Genomic DNA, 21,393 nt, shown 5'->3' on the forward strand with positions numbered 1-21,393 from the left:
GAACCCGGCCGGATCAAGCACAATCGTTATGCATCCACATAGCCACCCCTGCGCCATACGGATTTCAGGCTTTCCGCACTGCGATGAGAGCGGGATCCGCCGCGACGAGGGCCCAGCTAATCGCCGCCTGATGACGAAAACGTGACGCCGCACGAAGGTGTCTTCCGCGCTGCCGCCCTCTCCTCATTCCGAGGGCGCGGGCTTCGGAATGGCGGGGGATGCTCAATCGTAGGATGGTGGAGCGAAGCGATATCCATCGCCATGGGTACCGGTGTTGATGGGTATCGCTGCGCTCCACCCATCCTGCGCGACCTTCCCCAGCATCATCTTCGGGCATGACGCCGCGAATTTCCTCCGCTAACCTTGTGGCAAGGCCCGCGACAAGGGCCAGAAAATGTCCGGGGAGGACAAGAGTGCACAGAGGGCGTGTCGTGTTCGGCGCCATGGACGAGGTCGTGTTCGGGCGGCCGGCGTCCGAGGCGCTCGTCGAGCAGTTGAACCGGCTCGGCGCTACACGCACCTTTCTGATGGTCAGCGGCACCCTCAACCGCCAAACCGATGTGGTCGAGAACATCCGCCGCGCGCTGGGACCGCGCTGCACCGGCACCTTCGACGCGATGCCGCCGCATACGCCCCGCTCGGCCGTCATTGCCGCCACCGAACAGGCCCGCGCCGCGAATGCCGATCTCATCGTCACCATCGGCGGCGGCTCCATCACCGACGGCGCCAAGGCGGTGCAGCTTTGCCTCGCCAACGATGTCCGCAAGCCTGAAGACATCGACCGGATCAAGGCGGGGCGCGGCGGTTCGCCGCAACTGGCAGCGCCGACCGTGCGCCAGATCAGCGTGCCGACGACGATTGCCGGCGGCGAGTTCTCCGCTACCGCCGGCGTCACCAATGAGAAGACCAGGGTCAAGGAAGGGCTGCGTCATCCGCTGATCATGCCGCGCGCGGTGATCCTCGATCCCCGGCTCGGCCTGCACACGCCGGAATGGCTGTGGCTCTCGACCGGTATCCGCGCCGTCGACCATTGCGTCGAAGGCATCTGTTCGCGCGAGGCGCATCCTTACGGCGACGCGCAGGCGCTGAAGGGTCTGTCGATGCTGGCGCAGGCGCTGCCGCGGGTAAAGGCCGATGCCAAAGACCTCGATGCACGAATGGATTGCCAGATCGGCACCTGGCTTTCGACCGGACCGCTGGCCTCCGGCGTGCCGATGGGCGCCAGCCACGGCATCGGCTACGTCCTCGGCGCCGAGTTCGGCGTACCGCACGGCTACACTTCCTGCGTGATGCTGCCGGCGGTGATGCGCTGGAACAAGACGGTCAATGCCGAGCGCCAGGCGCTGGTCGCTGGCGCCATGGGGCACCCGAACGAGGACGCCGGCGGTGTGCTCGACCGCTTCATTCGCAGCCTCAGCATGCCGCGCAGCCTGCGCGAGGTCAAAGTCGGCTCCGAGCATTTCGACCGGATCGCGCAGGCCGCGATGGCGACGCCCTGGGTGCCGCGCAACCCGCGCAAGATCGAGGGACCGGCGCAGGTGCGCGAGATCCTGGACATGGCCGCGTAAGGAGACCAAAGCCCAACATGTACACCGGCAAGCACGTTCATCTTCGTCCGCTTCAGCCCGCCTTCATCATGGCGTCTTCGGGCGAAACCGTCACTTATCGCGAACTGGAGGCCCGCTCCAACCGGCTGGCGCATCTGTTTCGCAAGTATGGTCTGAAGCGGCTCGATCACTATTCGATCTTCATGGAGAACAACAGCCGCTATCTCGAAGCCTGCGGCGCCGGCGAGCGCTCGGGCCTCTATTATACCTGCGTAAATTCCTACCTGACAGCGAGCGAGCTCGCCTACATCCTGACCAACAGCCAATCGCGCATTCTCATCACGTCGAAGGAAAAACTCGATGTGGCGCGCGAGGCGTTGAAGGAATGCTCCCAGGTCGACCTCTGCATCGTCGCCGATGGCGCGGGCGAAAGCGATCGCATCGTCGGCCTGCAAGAAGTAACGGCTGACATGCCGCACACACCGATCGCCGACGAGTGTATCGGCACCGCGATGCTTTATTCCTCCGGCACCACCGGCCGCCCGAAGGGGATTCTACGTCCGCTGCCGGAACTGCCGGCCGATCAGCAATTGCCGCTGTTCGATTTCCTGGTGAAGATCTGGCAGTACCGCGAGGGCATGATCTATCTGTCGCCCGCGCCGCTCTACCACTCAGCGCCGCAGGCCGCCGTCAACCTCACGATCAAGATGGGCGGCACCGCCATCATCATGGAACGGTTCGATCCCGAACATTATCTCGAACTGGTTCCGAAATGGGGCGTCACGCATACCCAGCTTGTGCCGACGATGTTCTCGCGCATGCTGAAACTGCCGGAGGAGGTGCGGACGCGCTACGACCTCTCATCCCTTGAAATCGCGATCCATGCCGCGGCGCCTTGCCCTGCGGCGGTGAAGGACGACATCATCAAATGGTGGGGACCGATCATCCATGAATATTACGGCGCCACCGAGGGTCTCGGCTTCACCTCCTGCGACAGCGAGCAATGGCTGGCCCATCGCGGTACCGTCGGCAAGGTGCTGCTCGGCGAGCTGCATATTCTGGACGAGAACATGCAGCCCTGCCCGGTCGGCACACCAGGCACGGTGTGGTTCAAGACCGCCACGCCCTTCGAATATTTCAACGATCCTGCCAGGACCCAGGAGGCCCGCTCGGCCGACGGCAGCATGAGCACAGTCGGCGACGTCGGTTATGTCGATGATGACGGCTATCTCTATCTGACCGACCGCGCGACCTTCATGATCATCTCCGGCGGCGTGAATATCTATCCGCAGGAATGCGAGAACCTCCTGATCACCCATCCCAAGATCGCCGATGCCGCGGTGTTCGGCGTGCCCAATCCGGATCTCGGCGAGGAGGTGAAGGCCGTGGTGCAGCCGATGCCGGGCGTTTCGCCGGGGCAGGAACTGGCCGACGAGTTGATCGCCTTCTGCAGGCAGTCGCTGTCGCGCCAGAAGGTGCCGCGCTCGATCGACTTCGAGGCGGAATTGCCCCGGCTTCCGACCGGCAAGCTCTACAAGAGGCTGTTGCGCGACCGCTATTGGGGCAACAAGACCTCTCGGATCGTCTGAAGTTGCGACGATGTGAGATGGTGAAGCCGAACACGACGTCGCAATGCCCGGTGGGTGCGGTGCATCATCGGGTGAGGCATTTTGGCGCGAGCCGCGAGCGGCTGCACCGCAACGAACTTGCCGGTTTCGCAGAAAATGGGCCGGGCGGCGCACGCGTTCCGCCACACGGATTTCGATTACGTCGAATTACCAACTTCAGCACGGACTTGCCCGGTTGCCCGGACGGATCGTCATGCTATCGTCCCATGCAATCGGCCAGTCGAGACCGAATGATGTGGAGGGGAATCATGCGGAGCGTTCATGCGCTTGCCGCCGCGGCGTTGTTATTGCTGCCGGCTTACGACCTTGCCTCGGCGGAGCCGAAACAGGGCGGCATCCTCCGGGTCTATCACCGCGACAGCCCGGGCAGCGCCTCGATCCATGAAGGCGCGACCTACTCGATCAACGTTCCCTTCATGCCGGTCTTCAACAACCTCGTCATGTTCAAGCAGGACGTGGCGCAGAACAGCGTGGAGTCGATCGTTCCCGATCTCGCCGAGAGCTGGGCCTGGAGCAGCGACAACAAGAAACTGACCTTCAAGCTGAAACAGGGCGTCAAATGGCACGACGGAAAGCCGTTCACGTCGGCCGACGTCAAATGCACCTTCGATATGCTGATGGGCAAATCGCAGCAGAAGTTCCGCCAGAACCCGCGAAAGTCCTGGTACGACCAGGTCAACGAGGTGACCGTCAACGGTGATTTCGAGGCGTCGTTCGAACTGAAGCGGCCGCAGCCGGCACTGATCTCGCTGCTCGCGTCCGGCTACACGCCGGTCTATCCCTGCCACGTCTCGCCCGCCGATATGCGCACCAAGCCGGTTGGCACCGGCCCGTTCAAGTTCGTCGAGTTCAAGGCCAACGAGTCGATCAAGCTCACCAAGAATCCGGACTATTTCAAGAAGGGCCTGCCGCATCTCGACGGCATGGAATTCACCATCATCCCGAACCGCTCGACGGCGATTCTCGGATTCGTTTCCGGCAAATTCGACATGACCTTCCCGACCGAAGTGTCGATACCGCTGCTCAAGGAGGTCAAGGCGCAGGCGCCGAACGCGGTCTGCGTGGTCGAGCCGATCAACGTCTCCACCAACATCATCGTCAACTCCTCCTCCCCGCCATTCGACAATCTCGACATCAGGCGCGCGCTGGCGCTGGCGCTGGATCGCAAGGCGTTCATCCAGATCATGTTCGAGGGGCAGGCCGATATCGGCGGCACCATGTTGCCGGCGCCGGGCGGCCTGTGGGCGATGCCGAAGGACATGATGGAATCGATTCCCGGCTACGGCCCCGACATCAACGCCAACCGCGAAGAGGCGCGCAAGCTGATGCAGAAGGCCGGCTACGGCCCGGACAAGCGCCTCGCCGTCAAGGTCGCCACCCGCAACATTCCGATCTACCGCGACCCTGCCGTCATCCTGATCGACCAGATGAAGAACATCTATATCGATGGCGAGCTTGACGTCGTCGACACCGCGCAATGGTTCCCGAAAGTCGCACGCAAGGATTACTCGCTCGGCCTCAACCTCACCGGCAACGCGGTCGACGATCCCGACCAGTCGTTCTACGAGAACTATTCTTGCGGCTCCGAGCGCAACTACACCAACTACTGCAACAAGGAGATCGAGAAGCTGTTCGACCAGCAGTCGGCCGAGACCGACAAGGAGAAGCGGAAGAAGCTGGTCTGGGAGATCGACAAGAAGTTGCAGGAGGACGTGGCGCGGCCGATCATCTTCCACGGCCGTACCGGGACGTGCTGGAATCCCTACGTCAAGGGCATCACCGTGATGGTGAACAGCTCCTATAACGGCTATCGTTACGAAGACGTCTGGATGGACAAGTAATGTCCAGCCGCGATAGCGTTTTCGAGCGAAAGCCTGCCCCGGACGTGATCCGGGGCGCATCCCAGTTCACGTGAAAAAAAACATCAAAGCAAGAAGCGAGAGCCCGGTTCTGATTCTTCAGAACCGAAGGGGCTCCAGCCGATGGGTCAGGGAGAGTAGCCGGGTGTTTGCTTACATCGTGCGACGCCTCGCCTTGATGCTCGTGACCCTGGTCGGGATCTCGATCATCATCTTCGTCCTGCTGCGCGTCGTTCCCGGCAACATCGTCGACATCCTGTTCGATGCCGCCGGCTTCGTCGATCCGACCGACAAGGCCAACCTGGAAAAGGAACTCGGCCTCAACCTGCCGATCTACCAGCAATATCTGAACTGGATCGGCGGGTTGCTGCACGGCGATCTCGGCTATTCCTATGTGTCGGAAAAACCGGCGCTGCAGGAAATCCTGCCGCGCATTCCGATCACCGCACGGCTGGCGGCGCTGGCGCTGTTGTTCTCGGCTTCAATCGGCATTCCGTTGGGCGTGTTGAGCGCCGTCCATCAGGGTTCAAAACTTGATTATACGCTCCGCGTCGTCAGCCTGAGCGGCCTGTCGTTGCCCTCGTTCTGGCTTGGCCTGTTGATCCTGATGGCGTCGGTCTCGCTGTTCGGCAGCATGCCGATCTACAATCCGAATCCGAAAACCTGGACGGAAGCATTCGCGATCTACGCCGTCCCGGCGATGGCGGTCGGCTTTCGCAGCGCCGCACTGACCATGCGCATCACGCGCTCTTCGATGCTGGAAATCTTGCGGCAGGATTACATCCGCACCGCGCGCGCCAAGGGCGCTTCCGAGACATCCGTCAATTATCGCCACGCGCTGAAGAACGCCATTTTGCCCGTCATCACCGTGATCGGAATCGAGGCCGCGTTCCTGATCGGCGGGCTGATCGTCACCGAAACCGTGTTCAATATCCCCGGCGTCGCCCGCTTCCTGGTCGAGGCGCTGCGCTGGCGCGATTATCCGATCGTCCAGAACCTCGTGATGCTGATCGCCGTGGTCGTGGTGGTCGCAAACTTCACCGTCGACATGCTTTACGCCGCGATCGACCCGCGCATCCGGTATGGGGACTAGCCGCGTGACCACGATCAATTTCGACAACGAACTGAGGCGAGCCGGCGCGCATTCCACGCATGGCTGGCGCCGGCTATTGTTCCTGGCGCAGCGCTATATGCTCGGCACAATCGGCCTCGTCATCATGGTGCTGTTCGTCTGGATGGCGATATCGGCCGACCTGATCTGCCGCTTCAGCCCGCTCAGCGTCGATTCCGCGCACCGGCTGGCGCCGCCCGACGCCGTGCATTGGATGGGCACCGATTCATTCGGCCGCGACGTCTGGAGCCGGATCGTGCACGGCGCGCGCATCTCGCTCGCCGTCGGCATCGGCGCTACCGCGCTGGGATCCTCGATCGGCGTCATCGTCGGCCTCGCATCGGGCTACCTGTCGGGCTGGGTCGATCTGCTGTTCCAGCGCGTCACCGACATTTTGCAGGCTCTGCCGCTTCTGGTGCTGGCGCTGGTGATGACGGCGGCGCTCGGGCCGTCGCTGCCGAACGTGATTATCGCCATTGCAATCCCGCTGATCCCGACGGTCGCCCGCGTGATCCGCGCCAATACACTGGCGCTTCGCGAACTGCCGTTCGTCGAAGCCGCCAAGTCGATCGGCATGAGCGAGACGCGCATCGCGCTGCGCCACGTGCTGCCAAACACGCTGGCCCCCTTGATCGTGCTGGCGACCGCGCAGCTCGGCTCCACCATTCTCACCGAAGCCTCGCTGTCGTTCCTCGGCCTCGGCATTCCCGAGCCCTATCCGTCCTGGGGGCGCATGCTGTCGGAATCGGCCGCCGAATATGTTCGCACCGCGCCGTGGCTGGTGATCTTTCCGGGGGTAGCCATCTCCCTTGCCGTGTTCGGCACCAATCTGTTCGGCGATGCGCTGCGCGACATCCTCGACCCGAGGCAACGCGGCTGATGAACGAGGCGCGTAAGGACGACACCATTCTCGATGTGAAGAACCTGCAGACGGTGTTCTTCACCAATTCCGGCCTGTTCCGGGCGGTCGACGACGTCTCGTTCAACGTCCGCCGCGGCGAGACGCTGGCGATCGTCGGCGAATCCGGCTGCGGCAAGAGCGTGACCGCGCTCTCGGTGATGCGGCTGGTGCCGGATCCGCCCGGCCGCGTGGTCGGCGGCAAGGTCACGTTGGAGGGCACCGATCTCCTCAGCCTTGATGAAGCCGAGATGCGCAAGATCCGCGGTAACCGGATCTCGATGATCTTTCAGGAGCCGATGACCTCGCTCAATCCGGTGATGCGGATCGGCGACCAGATCACCGAAGTGCTGCGCCTGCACCAGGAGATGACGTCGAAGGCTGCCTGGGCCAAGGCGGTTGAGATGCTTCGTCTCGTCCGCATTCCCGAGCCGGAGCGGCGCGCGCAGGAATACCCGCATCAGCTCTCCGGCGGCATGCGCCAGCGCGCGATGATCGCGATGGCGCTGGCATGCCGACCGGCGCTGCTGATCGCGGACGAGCCGACCACCGCGCTCGACGTGACGATCCAGGCGCAGATCCTGGCACTGATCGTTGATCTGCAGAAGACGCTCGGCACCGGGCTGATCCTGATCACGCACGACCTCGGCGTGGTGGCGCAGACCGCGCAGCGCGTCATCGTGATGTATGCCGGCAAGAAGGTCGAGGAAGCGACGGTAGAGGATCTGTTCGAGAATCCCAAACACCCTTACACGCGCGGCCTGATGGCCTCGATGCCGGCGGTGATTTCCTTCGGCGCCAAGACCGACGCGCGGCTGAACGAGATTCCCGGCATGGTGCCGTCGTTGACCAATCTGCCGCCGGGTTGCGCTTTTGCCCCGCGCTGCAGCCTCGCCATGGACCGCTGCCGCGCTGAATATCCGCCGCTGCAGGAAGTCGATGGCGACCACTTCGCCGCTTGTTGGCGCGCGGCCGAATTGGTGGGTGCGCCATGACCGACCAACGTCCCCTCCTCGAGGTGACCGACCTCGTCAAGCACTACGCGGTGCGCGGCGGTGTGCTGCGTCGGCGCGTAGGCACCGTGCATGCGGTTGACGGCGTCAGTTTTTCCGTCGGCAGGGGCGAGACGCTCGGCCTCGTCGGCGAATCCGGCTGCGGCAAATCGACGGTCGCGCGCAGCGTGTTGCGGCTGGTGGAGCCGTCGAGCGGCGCCATCAAACTGAACGGCACCGATATCACCGGCCTCAGCAAGACCGAGATGCGGCCGCATCGCCGCTCGATGCAGATCGTGTTCCAGGACCCGTTCGCCTCGCTCAACCCACGCATGACCGCGGGCGATATCGTCGGCGAACCGCTCGGCGTGCACGGACTGGCCACCGGCCGCGCGCAACAGGAACGCGTCGCAGAATTATTCGGGCAGGTCGGCCTGCGGGCGGACCAGATGAAGAACTATCCGCACCAGTTCTCCGGCGGACAACGGCAGCGCATCTGCATCGCGCGGGCACTGTCGCTCGGGCCCAGCCTGATCGTGTGCGACGAGCCGGTGTCCGCACTCGACGTCTCGATCCAGGCGCAGGTGATCAATCTGTTGATCGACCTGCAGCGCAAGAACGATTTTTCCTACCTGTTCATCGCTCACGACCTCGCCGTCGTCGCCCATATCAGCCACCGCGTCGCCGTGATGTATCTCGGGCGCATTGTCGAAATCGCCGACAAGGCCGAATTGTTCGCCAATCCGCGCCATCCCTACACGCAGGCGCTGCTCGCGTCGGTCCCGATCGCCGATCCCAAGGCAAAGCGCCTTGCGCCGATGGTCGACGGCGACGTCCCGAGCCCGATCAATCCACCCTCCGGCTGCGCCTTCCACACCCGCTGTCGCTACGCGATGGACCGCTGCAAGGTGGAACGCCCGGCGCTGGTGGAAGCCGGCGAAGGGCATCAGGTGGCGTGCTGGTTGAATGATGGGACGGGACGGCCGGAGTGAGATTCGTAGGGTGGGCAAAGCGTAGCGTGCCCACCATTTCGCGCACGGCAAGAATGGTGGGCACGTCGCTACGCTCCTTTGCCCACCCTACGCACCTACGCCGCCGAAATCTCGACCACGATCCTGCCCGTCGTCACTTGCTCGCCCTCGGCGACATCGATGGCTGACACCGTGCCGGCAACACCCGCCGTATGCACGTGCTCCATCTTCATCGCCTCCAGCGTCATCACAGGCTGGCCGGCGGCGACCTGCTCGCCTGGCTTGACCAGCACTGCCGCCACCCGCCCGTTCATCGCCGCGCGCACCTTGCCGTCGCCACCGGCGGCGGAGGCAGATTCCGGCGCTGCAAGCGTCAGGTCGCGCACGGCGATCGTGACACCGCGATGCAGGATGTACAGACGATCGCCATCGCGCAGAAACCTTGCCGATTCCATCACACCGTCGGTACGGAAGCGGATCGTATCGCGGCCGAGTTCGTCGATCTCGAAACGAAACTCGCTGCCGTCAACGGCTGCGATATACCCACCATCGCGGCCACGCGCGATGTCTACCTCCAGCACGCCACGGCCGGGATCGATCCGCATCGTCAGCGGAAACGTCGCCGCCAGACTGCGCCCGCTTCGCCAGGGCGGCGCATGCGGATTGGTGACGTAGAGCAACAGCGCCGCCAGTGCGGCCTCCGCTTTATCATTCGCGCGCGGCGCAAGCAGTTCATCACGGTGATTGCCGATGAAGGAAGTGGTCGCCTCGCCCTTGGCGAAGCTGGGATGGCGGAGGCAGGAAATCAGGAATCCCTGATTGGTGGTGACGCCGAAGGCGGCGGTCTGCTCCAGGCCGCAGATCAGCCGGCCCCGCGCCTCGCTGCGATCGGCGCCGTGGCTGATGACCTTGGCGATCATCGAATCGTAGAATGGCGGGATTTCGGAACCGGATTGCAGCGCGTGCTCGGCGCGGACGCCGTCCGGCATCTGCCACAGCGCCATCCGTCCCGACTGCGGCATGAAGTCATGGTCCGCATCTTCCGAGCACAGCCGCACCTCGATAGCATGGCCGAAGAATTTGACGTCTTCCTGCCTGAGCCCGAGCCGTTCGCCGGCGGCAATCCGCAACTGCAGTTCGACCAGATCGAGCCCGGTGATCGCCTCGGTGACGGGATGCTCGACCTGCAACCGCGTGTTCATTTCCATGAAATAGAACTCGCCGCCCTCGTCGAGCAGGAATTCCAGCGTGCCCGCGCCCTCATAGCCGATCGACTTGACGGCCTCCACCGCGACCGCGCCCATCCGCGCCCGCAATTCCGGCGTCACCTTCGGAGACGGCGCTTCCTCGATCAGCTTCTGATGCCGGCGCTGCACCGAGCAGTCGCGTTCGCCGAGATGGATGGCGTTGCCGTAGCGATCACCGAACACCTGGATCTCGATGTGGCGGGGATCGACGATGGCGCGCTCCAGAATGACGGCGGGATCACCGAACGCGCCTTGCGCCTCGGACCGTGCGCTGCGCAGCGCATCCGGAAACGCCGCGGCGTCCTCGACCAGCCGCATGCCGCGCCCACCGCCGCCGGCGACCGCCTTGATCATGACGGGGAAGCCGATCTTCCCAGCTTCCGCCAGCATCACGGCGTCGCTCTGGTCCGCACCCTGATAGCCGGGAACGATGGGCACGCCGGCCTCTCGCATGATGTCCTTGGCGCCGGCCTTGTTGCCCATCGCCCGGATCGCCTCCGGCGACGGACCGATGAACACCAGCCCGGCATCGCGGCAGGCTTGGGCAAAATCCTCATTCTCAGCGAGGAAGCCGTAGCCCGGATGCACCGCGCCGGCGCCGCTGGCTTTGGCGGCAGCGATGATCGCATCGACCCGCAAATACGACTGCGCCGGCAGCGCCTCACCAATGCGCACCGCCTGATCGGCCTCGCGGACATGCAGCGCGTCACGATCGGCGTCGGAATAGACGGCGACCACGCCATAACCTAGCCGGCGCGCCGTGCGCATGATCCGCAGCGCGATCTCGCCGCGGTTGGCGACGAGAACCTTGAAGAACGGCGTCCGCTTCATTGGCATCCCGCTCATGGCCGGGCGACCGAGAATTGCATGCGCTGCGGCGTGCGGGACTCGGCTTCGCGGCAGATCGCCAGCACTTCGGCAAGCACGCTGCGGGTATCGCGCGGGTCGATCACGCCGTCATCGAGCACGCGCGCGCTGGTCGAGAACACGTCCATCTGGCCGTCGAACACGCCGGTGATCTGCGCCTTCATCGCCTCCAGCTTTTCCTTCTCAATCGGCTTGCCGCGCCTGACAGCCGCAGCCTCGGTCACGATCGCCATGGTCTCGGCCGCCTGCTCGCCGCCCATCACGGCGGTCTTGGCGTTCGGCCAGGAGAAGCAGAAACGCGGATGGAAGCCGCGCCCGCACATGCCGTAATTGCCGGCGCCGAACGATGCCCCGCAATAGATCGTGATCTGCGGTACGGTCGCCGAGGTTACCGCCTGGATCATCTTGGAGCCGTGCTTGATCATGCCGGCTTCCTCATAGGCTCGGCCCACCATGTAGCCGGTGGTGTTGTTCATATAGAGGATCGGCGTGCGTGACTGGCAGCAGGCCTGGATGAAATGCGTCGCCTTGTTGGCGCCGGGCACGTCGAGCGGGCCGTTATTGGTGATGATCCCGATCGCCTGCCCTTCGATGCGGGCATGGCCGCACACGGTCGCCGGGCCGTAATTGGCGCCGAACTCGGTAAAATCGGAATCGTCGACGAAACGCGCGATAGCCTGGCGCATGTCGACCGGGCGTTTGTGATCCATCGGCATGATGCCGAGCAACTCCTCCGCATCGTAGCGCGGCGGCTTGAAGGAAGCTTCCGCCGGCTTCGGCCGATCCCATTCCAGATTGGCCATGATATCGCGCGCGATCCGCAGTGCATCGCGGTCGTCCTCGGCCAGATAATCGCCAAGGCCGGAAATGGAGGTATGCATCTCGGCGCCGCCGAGTTCCTCCTCCGTCGCGATCTCTCCCGTCGCCGCCTTCAGCAGCGGTGGGCCAGCGAGGAATGCGCGGGTGCGGCCGCGGACCATCACGATGTAGTCGGATAATCCCGTTTGATAGGCGCCGCCGGCGGTCGACGATCCATGCGTCACAGTGACGACGGGCAGTCCGGCCGCCGACAGCCGCGCCAGGTTGCGAAAAATGTTGCCGCCGCGGATAAAGTCCTCGACGCGGTAGCGCAGCAGATTGGCGCCGGCGCTTTCAACGAGTTGCACATAAGGCAGCTCGTTCTCCAGCGCCAGTTCCTGCACCCGCAGCGTCTTGTCGAGACCGAACGGCTGCAATGCGCCGGCATCGATGCCGGAATCATTGGCGCTGACCATGCAGCGGATGCCGGAGACAAAGCCGATGCCTGCGATCACGCCACCGCCGGGTACGCTCTTTTCGGCGTCCGGCACGTCGAACATGTATCCGGCAAGCGTCGATAGTTCGATGAAGGGCGAGCCGGGATCGAGCACCAGCGCCACGCGCTCGCGCGGCAGCAATTGCCCGCGCTTGTGGAAGCGATCCTTGGCCGCGGCCGATGCGGCGCGCGTGCGATCCTCCAGCGAGCGCATCCGCGCGATCAGCGCCAGCATGCCGTCGCGATTGGCCTTGAAGGCGGCGCTCGAAGGCGAGATGGTGGTTTCGAGAATGGCCATAAACTATTTTACTCCGTCATTCCGGGATGGTCCGAAGGACCAGACCCGGAATCTCGAGATTCCGGGTTCGCTTCGCGCCCCGGAATGACGACCTCAATGCCTTGTCCCGAAAATCTGCCGCGCTTCTGCGGGGCTCGCGATCTCGCGGCCCGCGCGTCGCGCACAGGCGGCGATGGCTTCAATCAACTGCCCGTTAGAGGTCACCTTGGTGCCATCACCAAGATAAAAAGTATCCTCCAGTCCGGTACGCAGATGGCCGCCGAGATTGGCGCAGCGCTGGTGCAGCGGCCAGATTTCGGCGCGGCCGATCGCGGTGACCTGCCAATGCGCTTCCGGCAATTTCAGCTTCAACAGGATCGGAAGTAGTTCCGGATCGGCCGGCATGCCCGACGCGACGCCCATCACGAAGTTATATTCGAGCGGTCCGGAATACATGCCGGTCTGCCGGTACATGCCGACGCAGCGCACGATGCCGACGTCGAAACATTCGAACTCCGGGATCGTGCCGGCTTCCTTCATGACGTCGAGATAGTCCTGCACCTTCTCGACCGCGTTATCGAACATCATCGGCGGCCAGGCCCAGGTGTTGTCGGCCTTCACCTTGAGATAATTCAGCGAGCCGGCGTTGCAGGCAGCGATCTCGGGCCGGGTCTCGCGCACGCAATCAAGCGCGCCCTGATATTTCGGGCCGGAGGTACCCGTGGTGTGGTTGATGATGACGCCGGGACAAGCCTCGCGAATCGCCTGCTGGATTTCCCTGCTGACGCTCACGTCCCAGGACGGCAGATGCCCCTTGTTCGGCTCCTGCTGGCGCAGATGAACATGCATGATGCTGGCGCCGGCGTTGAAGGCAGCCCTGGCCTCGCGGGCCATCTGCTCCGGCGTGACCGGTACGTTATGCTGCTTTGGATCGGTCAGCACGCCATTCAGCGCGCAGGTAATGACGGCCTTGTCACCCATGGATCAACCTTCAAATGCGAGACGCGAAGGATCGCGAGAAAATCCAGCGCGATCATGCGTTCCGCATCAGTCGGCTTCTTGCGTCCACCCGCTATCCGGCGCTCGCATGGCGGTGGCTATAAATCGCCAGATCGCGCGAGCCGGAAAAGATCGCGCGCGGCTTCAGGCCATAGAAGCGGCGGATCGAATGGCTGAAATGCGTGGAATCGGGATAGCCGATATCCTGCGCCAGATGCGCAAGGTTGATGTCCTGGTTGGCGAAATGCAGCAGATGCCGCGCGCGCTTCCAGGCGCGGAACGAGCGGAAGGAGATGCCGGTCTCCTCCTTGAACAGATGCAGGAAGCGCGACGGTGATAATCCCGCCTCCGCGGCGCAGCTCGCCGCCGTCACCGGTTCGCCGGAGAATTTTCCGATCTGCAGAATCGCGCGCGCCACGCGAGGATCGAGTTCGCGCTGCGGCAGGACTTCGCCGAGGCAGAGGGAATCGAATTCGGCGCTGGAGAAGTCGTTGCCCGCGTGATGCTCGCGCAGCTCGCGATAGGCGGCGCGAATGCGGTTGGCGAACGTTGCGCCCTCCGGCCCCGCGAGACGCTGCGCCAGCTCTTCGAGCGCACCGGGACGAACGCTCTCCGGTTCGATCACGACGCTGAGCACCGAGCGATGATCGCTGGCGATGGTGTGCCTGACGTTCGGCAACAGCGCGACCATTTCACCATGGGTTTCACGGCCGTCAGCGGTGGTGAGCCAGAGACTTCCTTCAATCGCGACATAGATGTTGAACCCGCCCGAGCAGCGTTGCCGGGGCCGGCCGAGCAGGCCGGCATAGAACACGCGCTCCGGGGTGATCAGCATCAGATGGCCGGATTTGTGGCCGGTATCGTCCATGGCTCGTCCTCCTCGCGCGGCTCTCTGGCCGCTGCGATGGGGTCAACCATAGCGGAAATTCGTCGCCTGTCACCGACATAAGGGGACTGTCATTCCGGGGCGCGAAGCGAACCCGGAATCTCGAGATTCCGGGTTCGATGCTTCGCATCGCCCCGGAATGACGACGTTAATCAAGCCCGTATTCGTGGCGCGACGTTTTGCTCGACACCCGCCTTGCGTTCGGCCGCAACTGCGCGCTGGTAGCCCTCACGTTCCTGCAACCGGGCCCAATACGCCCTGACGTTCGGCCCGAAATCCTTCGCGAGCCCGATATTACCGGCCAGCCGCAGCGCATAGCCGTTGACGATATCGGCAGCGGTGAAGCGGCCAGCGCACAGGTTTTCGGCATTGGCGGTCGCTGCCTCAACCGCGCGCAGCCGGCCGAGGAACCATTTGGCATAGTCGCCGGCTACCTGCGGGTTCCGCCGTTCTTCCGGTTCGAGCTGGCTGTATCTCAGCACCAGCGTTTGCGGAAAGGTCAGCGTGGCGTCGCTGAAATACATCCAGTTCAGGAAGGCGCCATAGGCCGGATCATCCATCCCCACCACCAGCGGGGTCGGGCCGTATCTGGTGCCGAGATAATAACAGATGCCTGACGACTCCGTCATCTTGGTCTCGCCGTCGATCATGAATGGAATGGTGCCGAGCGGATTGATCGCGAGATATTCCTTGGCAAGCACCCGCGGCGGGAATGGCAGCATCTTCAGCTCGTACGGCAGCCCCATCTCTTCCAGCATCCAGAGCGGGCGGAACGAGCGCGCGCCGTCGCAGTGATAGAGCGTGATCATCAGGCGTTCCTTTTTATTTCTCTGGTCCGTTCTTATTGGCTTTTCGGCAGCGTGCCCATCATCTTGCTCAGCACCGTCAGCATCACCTCGTCGGCGCCGCCGCCGATCGAGGTCAAACGGCTGTCGCGATAGGCCCGGCTGACCGGTGTCTCGTTCATGAATCCCATGCCGCCCCAGAATTGCAGGCAGGCATCGGTGAGTTCGCGGCCCAGCCGGCCGGCCTTCAGTTTGGCCATGGTCGCAAGCCGCGTCACGTCCTCGCCCGCGATCAGCGCCTCGGCGGCGCGGTAGACCAGCGCGCGCAACAGCTCGACCTCGGTCTGCATTTCCGCGAGCTTGAAATGAACGGTCTGGTTATCGAGGATCGACTTTCCAAACGCTTTTCGGTTGCGGGTATATTCGATCGTCTCTGCTATGATGAATTCATGGGCCTTGAGGCAGGCCGCCGCGCCCCACAGCCGCTCCTCCTGGAACTGCACCATCTGGTAGGTAAAACCCTTGCCTTCCTCGCCGATCCGGTTGCGCTTTGGGACGCGGACATTGTCGAAGAAGATCTGCGCGGTGTCGGACGAGCGCATGCCCATCTTGTCGAGCTTGCGCGCGACCTGCACACCCCTGGTCTTCATCGGCACGCAGATCAGCGACTTGTTGCGATGAACCTGGCCATCGCTGGTATTGGCGAGCAGGCAGATCCAGTCGGCCTGCACGCCGTTGGTGATCCACATCTTGCCGCCGTTGATGACGTAATCGTCGCCATCGGAACGCGCCTGGGTCTTGATCGACGCGACATCCGAGCCGGCACCTGGTTCGGAAACGCCGACGCAGGCGACCGCATCGCCCGCGATCGCGGGCTCGAGAAATTCGCGGCGCACTTCATCGGAGCCGAACCGCGCCAGCGCGGGTGTCGCCATATCGGTCTGCACCCCGATCGCCATCGGCACGCCGCCGCATGTGATGGCGCCGAGCTCTTCGGCCATCATGAGAGCGTAGGAATAATCCAGTCCCTGCCCGCCGAACTCGACCGGCTTGTTGAGGCCGAGGAAACCGAGATCGCCGAGCTTCTTGAACAGTTCATGCGCCGGGAAGATGTCGTTCTTCTCCCATTCATCAACGAAGGGATTGATCTCGGCAGCGATGAATTTTTGCAGGATGCGGCGGGGTTCGTCGTGGTCGGCGGTGAAGAGCATACGTTCCTTCCTGTCATTCCGGGGCGCGCAAAGCGCGAACCCGGAATCTCGACATTGTGTAACTCATCTCCAGATTCTCCGATGTACAATTGCACATCGTAGTTCGATGCTTCGCGTCGCCCCGGAATGACGGCAACTCACAGCCCCATCTGCCGCGAGGCGAGATCCTTCATGATCTCCTCGGTTCCGCCGCCGATGGCATTGACCTTGACCTCGCGGTAGATGCGCTCGACTTTGACGCCGCGCATGAAGCCGGCGCCGCCGAAGATCTGCACGGCCTCGGAGGCGCAGAATGCCATGGTCTGGGTCGCCTGATTCTTCATCATGCAGATTTCGGCAACCGGGCTCTCGCCCTGCCCGAGCCGCCACGCCAGCATTTCCAGCATCGCCTGCGACGCGGCGACCTTCTGCGCCATGTCGACCAGCTTGTGGCGGATCACCTGGTGCTGCGAGATCGGCTTGCCAAAGGTCTTGCGCTCCTTGGCATAGGCAATTGCCTCCTCGACGCAGACGCGGGCATAAGCCGTGCAGCTAGCCGCCATGCCCATGCGCTCGCTGTTGAAATTATGCATGATGATCTTGAAACCCTGGCCCTCCTCGCCGATCAGGTTTTCGGCCGGCACGCGGCACTCGTCGAAATGCAGCGTTGCGGTATCCGATGCCCACCAGCCCATCTTCTTCAGCTTCGTGCGTGACAGGCCCGGCGTGTCGCCCTCAATCAGAAGCAGGCTGACGCCGCCCGGCCCATCGCCGCCGGTACGCACCGCCACCGTCAGATAGTCGGCTCGCATACCGGAGGTAATAAACGTCTTCTCGCCGCTGACGACATAATGGTCGCCGTCACGCCGCGCCTTGGTGCGGAGGTTGGCGACGTCGGAGCCGCCGCTCGGCTCGGTGATCGCAAGCGCGGAAATCTTCTCACCCGACAGAACCTGCGGCAGCACGCGCGCCTTGACCTCGGGCCGCGCGGCACGGGCGATCGGCGGCGAGCCGATGGTATGACTCATCAGGCTGGAGCTGACCCCGCCAGCGCCGGCGCGTGCCAGTTCCTGCGAGGCCACGATCTTCATGAACTGGTCGGCAGGCACACCGCCATACTCTTCCGGAAAGCCCAAACCCAACAGCCCGATTTCGGATGCTTTCCGATAAAGCTCGCGCGGAAACTCGCCGACCTCGTCCCATTCGTGGGCATAGGGCTCGATCTCGCGCGCCACGAAGCGGCGCATCACGTCGCGAAACGCTTCATGGTCCGCCGTATAGAACGGGCTTTGCACCTTCGTTCGCTCCAGCATGCTTTCCTCCCGCGCAATGACGATGCCCCGATTTGGCCTGCTCAAACTTGCGTTGAGCGGCTGGCATCATCGTGCTGACGCGGCCTGTCGCACCGGCAAACCCGACGCGTGCTGTGTCCAGCAACTGAACGCAAGACCGGTTGCCCGAGCATGCCCTAGCCTTGATGCAAAACCAATAACAACATTGTCGGCCATTCGCCGGGAGGATGAAGCATGATCCGATCGAACAAGTTCGTCCCGGCCGCCATCTTTTCAGCTTTGCTCTCCCTCACTGCTGCGACCACAGTCTCGACTCAGCAACCCGGCATCACTGACACCGAGATCAAGTTCGGCAACATCATGCCGTATAGCGGCCCGGCGTCGGCGCTCAGCGTCACCGGCAAGGCCTTTGCGGCCTATTTCGACCTGATCAACGAGAAAGGCGGCGTCAACGGACGCAAGCTCAACATGATCTCGCTCGACGACGGCTTCTCGCCGCCAAAGACGGTCGAGGCGACGCGCCGATTGGTCGAGAATGACGGCGTCGCCTTCATGTTCGGAACCATGGGCACCGCACCGAGTTCGGCGACCGCAAAGTATCTGAACGGCGCCAAGGTGCCGCATCTGTTCCTGATCAGCTCGGCATCCAAATGGAACGACCCGGTCAACCAGCGCTGGCTGATGGCGCTACCCTGGGCGCCCAACTATGTCGAGGAAGCCGGCATCGAGGTGCGCTTTGCCCGCGCCAAGAATCCCAATGCGCGCTTTGCGATCCTTTATCAGAACGACGACGCCGGAAAGGATTATCTGCGCGGCGTCAGGCAAGCGCTCGGCGCGGACGCCGACAAGGTGATCGCGCTGGCAACCAGCTTCGAGGTTGCCGATCCCACCGTGGATTCGCAGATCCTCACGCTCGCCAACACCAAGGCCGATGTCTTCCTGATCTACAGCGTAACGCCGCGCGCCTGCGCCCAGGCGATCCGAAAGGCGCACGAGACCGGCTGGCGGCCGATGCGTTTCATCTCCTCAGGCTGCGCCAACAAGGAATTGGTGATGGTGCCGGCAGGGCTTGAAGCGGCAACCGGTATCATGTCGGTCGGGGCGCTCAAACCCTATTCGGCTGACTCGACCGATCCCGACCTCGTCACCTATCGCGATTTCATGAAAGCGCGGCTGCCCAACATCGATCCGGCCAATCTGGCGGCGGGATATGGTTACATGGTGGCACAGGCGCTGGTCGTGGTGCTGACGCAGTGCAAGAACGACCTCAGCCGCGAAAACATCATGGCGCAAGCGGCCAACCTCAAGGACGTATCGCTGCCGATGCTGATGCCGGGCGTCAAGCTCAACACCTCGCCGACAGACTACCGTCCGATCAAGGACGGCTATATGGTCGAGTTTCGCGACAACCAGTTCAACGTGATCAGTGAGCTGCTGCGGGGTTCGTGAGCGTTGACGCGACAAGACAAGCAATGAGTCCAACGTAGCCGGCAGGTGATCGGGCAGTTTTCGGGAGGAAGCATGTCGTCGGTTCGCTATTACGACTGGATCGCGCATTTCGGCCGCCGCACGCCGGACAAGATCGCGGCCATCGACCTCGCCAGCGACCGCCGGTTGTCCTACGCGCAGTTCGATGCGCGCATCTCGCGGCTTGCCACTCATCTGCGCGACAAACTCGGTGTCACGCGCGGCGACCGGGTCGCCGTGCTCGCGCTCAACACCACCGATACGCTGGAGGTGCAGTTCGCCTGTTTCCGGATCGGCGCGGTGTTCCTGCCACTCAACACCCGCCTCACCGTTCCTGAATTGCAATTCATTGTCGGCGACGCCTCGCCAAAAGTGATGATCCACGACACCGATCTCGCCGAGGTCGCACTCGCGGTCGCAAAGCTCTGCAACGTTTCATCCGCGTTGCTGCTCGGCCCCGGCGGTTCCTACGAGGCGGCAATCGCGGCTTCGGCGCCGCTCGATCGCGCGGAGATGGTCACGCTCGATGACATCTCGACCATCATGTACACCTCGGGCACGACAGGTCAACCCAAGGGCGCGATCATCACCCATGGCATGACGTTCTGGAACTGCGTCAATCTCGGCGGCCCCGCCTACGTCTCGCCATCGACGGTGCTGCTCACCGTGCTGCCGCTGTTTCATACCGGCGGGCTCAATTGCTACACCAACCCGGTGCTGCATGCGGGCGGCACCGTGTTGATCATGCGCACATTCGACCCCGGCGTGGCGCTGCAACTGATCAGCGACCCCTCCTACGGCATTACCCAATTTTTCGGCGTGCCGTCGATCTACCAGTTCATGGCGCAGCATCCTTCGTTCGCGACGTCCGATTTCAGCCGCCTCGTGATCGGAGGCGTCGGCGGCGCGCCGATGCCCGTACCGCTCCTGAAAGTGTGGGAAGAACGCGGCGTGGCTCTGCAGCAGGGCTATGGCATGACCGAGACGTCACCGGCCGTGCTGGCGCTCGACCGCGAGGACGCCGCGCGCAAGGCCGGCTCCTCCGGCAAGCCGGTGCTGCACACGGAAGTGCGGATCGTGCGCCCCGACGGGACCGATGCGGATGTCGGCGAGCTCGGCGAACTCTGGGTCAGGGGACCGAACGTCACGCCGGGTTACTGGAACCGGCCAGATGCCAACCAGTCATCCTTCACCGACGGCTGGCTGCACACCGGCGATGCCACCCGCGTCGACGAAGAGGGCTTCTACTACATCGTCGATCGCTGGAAGGACATGTACATTTCCGGCGGCGAGAACGTCTATCCGGCCGAGGTGGAGAGCGTGCTGCATCAGCTCACGGCAATCGCCGAAGCTGCCGTGATCGGTATCCCGAACGAGCAATGGGGCGAGGTCGGCATGGCGATCGTGGCCGTCAAGCCCGGCCATACGCTGACACCAGCGGAGATTCACGCGCATTGCGCGGCCAATCTGGCGCGGTTCAAATGCCCGCGGCTGATCGAATTCGTCGATGCGTTGCCGCGCAACGCAACGGGGAAAATCCACAAGCCGACATTGCGAAAGAATTTCAGCGCGCCGAGGCCGACCGACAAAGCGGCCATTGCTTCATGATCGTGCGCCGGCATTCGACAAACGAAAAGCCCGCCGGTTCATCACCGGCGGGCTCTCGTATAGGAGGCCAATTAGAGGATCCCAGTACATCCGTGGAAATCCCGAATCGGCAACCTTTAACCGACGCGAAGGTTCTCGGCGCTGGTCTTGCCGCGCATCGGGTCCTTCTTCGCTTCGAACGAGATCTTCTGACCTTCGTTGAGCGAGCTCAGACCCGCACGTTCGACGGCGCTGATGTGGACGAAAACGTCGGTGCTGCCATCATCGGGCTGAATGAAGCCAAAACCCTTGGTCGCGTTGAACCACTTAACTGTTCCGGTAGCCATGTAACCATCTCCAAGATGCGCGAAAGCGCTTTGCCCGCACGACCTCCGCGCAGGCTTGATCCGATTTCAACGATGTCTTGGGGATTGGAGCCGGTTCGGCGTGGTCAACAAGGCAGAGCGATAATTCGAATAGGGCTCATATAGTGTGT

General features: G+C 63.2%; 17 protein-coding genes. 9 read left to right on the forward strand and 8 right to left on the reverse strand.

What is annotated here, in order from left to right; genetic code table 11:
• Window positions 1-413 precede the first annotated feature (413 nt).
• The 7 genes from AC0QUY_RS15625 (at window position 414) to AC0QUY_RS15655 (ending at window position 9,027) form a co-directional block, all read left to right on the forward strand.
• Window positions 414-1,568, forward strand: coding sequence for an iron-containing alcohol dehydrogenase (locus AC0QUY_RS15625; protein ID WP_475387483.1), 1,155 nt, complete (start codon window positions 414-416; stop codon window positions 1,566-1,568).
• Between the two features lie 17 nt (window positions 1,569-1,585).
• The gene (locus AC0QUY_RS15630) at window positions 1,586-3,136 is read left to right on the forward strand and encodes an AMP-binding protein (protein ID WP_475387484.1); all 1,551 of its coding nucleotides are present in this window, start codon (window positions 1,586-1,588) and stop codon (window positions 3,134-3,136) included.
• A gap of 287 nt (window positions 3,137-3,423) precedes the next feature.
• Window positions 3,424-5,016 carry an ABC transporter substrate-binding protein gene (locus AC0QUY_RS15635; RefSeq protein ID WP_475387485.1) on the forward strand — a complete coding sequence of 531 codons (1,593 nt, stop codon included), beginning with the start codon at window positions 3,424-3,426 and terminating at the stop codon, window positions 5,014-5,016.
• Window positions 5,017-5,179: 163 nt separating this feature from the next.
• Window positions 5,180-6,127 (forward strand): ABC transporter permease, encoded by a 948-nt coding sequence (locus tag AC0QUY_RS15640; protein WP_161850655.1) that lies wholly within the window; start codon window positions 5,180-5,182, stop codon window positions 6,125-6,127.
• The gene (locus tag AC0QUY_RS15645) at window positions 6,117-7,025 is read left to right on the forward strand and encodes an ABC transporter permease (RefSeq protein ID WP_371419378.1); all 909 of its coding nucleotides are present in this window, start codon (window positions 6,117-6,119) and stop codon (window positions 7,023-7,025) included. Before AC0QUY_RS15640 ends, AC0QUY_RS15645 begins: the two co-directional genes overlap by 11 nt.
• Window positions 7,025-8,038, forward strand: a complete 1,014-nt coding sequence (locus tag AC0QUY_RS15650) for an ABC transporter ATP-binding protein (RefSeq protein WP_475387486.1) — start codon at window positions 7,025-7,027, stop codon at window positions 8,036-8,038. Before AC0QUY_RS15645 ends, AC0QUY_RS15650 begins: the two co-directional genes overlap by 1 nt.
• Window positions 8,035-9,027 (forward strand): ABC transporter ATP-binding protein, encoded by a 993-nt coding sequence (locus tag AC0QUY_RS15655; protein WP_161850658.1) that lies wholly within the window; start codon window positions 8,035-8,037, stop codon window positions 9,025-9,027. Before AC0QUY_RS15650 ends, AC0QUY_RS15655 begins: the two co-directional genes overlap by 4 nt.
• A gap of 95 nt (window positions 9,028-9,122) precedes the next feature.
• Here AC0QUY_RS15655 and AC0QUY_RS15660 read toward each other — a convergent pair whose 3' ends face one another.
• From AC0QUY_RS15660 to AC0QUY_RS15690, 7 genes are all read right to left on the reverse strand, one after another.
• The gene (locus AC0QUY_RS15660) at window positions 9,123-11,099 is read right to left on the reverse strand and encodes an acetyl-CoA carboxylase biotin carboxylase subunit (protein WP_474416853.1); all 1,977 of its coding nucleotides are present in this window, start codon (window positions 11,097-11,099) and stop codon (window positions 9,123-9,125) included.
• Window positions 11,096-12,712 (reverse strand): acyl-CoA carboxylase subunit beta, encoded by a 1,617-nt coding sequence (locus AC0QUY_RS15665; RefSeq protein WP_161850659.1) that lies wholly within the window; start codon window positions 12,710-12,712, stop codon window positions 11,096-11,098. Before AC0QUY_RS15665 ends, AC0QUY_RS15660 begins: the two co-directional genes overlap by 4 nt.
• Window positions 12,713-12,805: 93 nt before the next feature.
• On the reverse strand, window positions 12,806-13,672 hold the full coding sequence (locus tag AC0QUY_RS15670; RefSeq protein WP_161850660.1) for a beta-keto acid cleavage family enzyme: 867 nt from the start codon (window positions 13,670-13,672) through the stop codon (window positions 12,806-12,808).
• Window positions 13,673-13,763: 91 nt separating this feature from the next.
• A complete protein-coding gene (locus AC0QUY_RS15675; protein WP_475387487.1) occupies window positions 13,764-14,558 on the reverse strand; it encodes a helix-turn-helix domain-containing protein in 795 nt (264 codons plus the stop codon).
• Window positions 14,559-14,728: 170 nt separating this feature from the next.
• Entirely contained in the window at window positions 14,729-15,385 is a 657-nt protein-coding gene (locus tag AC0QUY_RS15680; protein ID WP_161850662.1) for a glutathione S-transferase family protein, read from the reverse strand.
• A 32-nt stretch (window positions 15,386-15,417) separates the two neighbouring features.
• Complete coding sequence (locus AC0QUY_RS15685) at window positions 15,418-16,572, reverse strand: acyl-CoA dehydrogenase family protein (protein WP_475387488.1); 1,155 nt, start codon at window positions 16,570-16,572, stop codon at window positions 15,418-15,420.
• 137 nt (window positions 16,573-16,709) lie between these two features.
• The gene (locus AC0QUY_RS15690) at window positions 16,710-17,864 is read right to left on the reverse strand and encodes an acyl-CoA dehydrogenase family protein (RefSeq protein ID WP_475387489.1); all 1,155 of its coding nucleotides are present in this window, start codon (window positions 17,862-17,864) and stop codon (window positions 16,710-16,712) included.
• A 213-nt stretch (window positions 17,865-18,077) separates the two neighbouring features.
• Between AC0QUY_RS15690 and AC0QUY_RS15695 the strand changes: the two genes are divergently transcribed.
• Together AC0QUY_RS15695 and AC0QUY_RS15700 are read left to right on the forward strand one after the other, a co-directional pair.
• Window positions 18,078-19,292 carry an ABC transporter substrate-binding protein gene (locus AC0QUY_RS15695; protein ID WP_475387490.1) on the forward strand — a complete coding sequence of 405 codons (1,215 nt, stop codon included), beginning with the start codon at window positions 18,078-18,080 and terminating at the stop codon, window positions 19,290-19,292.
• A 72-nt stretch (window positions 19,293-19,364) separates the two neighbouring features.
• Window positions 19,365-20,918 (forward strand): acyl-CoA synthetase, encoded by a 1,554-nt coding sequence (locus tag AC0QUY_RS15700; protein WP_475387491.1) that lies wholly within the window; start codon window positions 19,365-19,367, stop codon window positions 20,916-20,918.
• Window positions 20,919-21,034: 116 nt separating this feature from the next.
• On the opposite strand, the gene AC0QUY_RS15705 is transcribed toward AC0QUY_RS15700, so the two are convergent.
• Entirely contained in the window at window positions 21,035-21,244 is a 210-nt protein-coding gene (locus AC0QUY_RS15705) for a cold-shock protein (RefSeq protein ID WP_161850667.1), read from the reverse strand.
• Between the last annotated feature and the right edge of the window lie 149 nt (window positions 21,245-21,393).

It is taken from the genome of Bradyrhizobium sp. WYCCWR15520, from assembly GCF_056174665.1.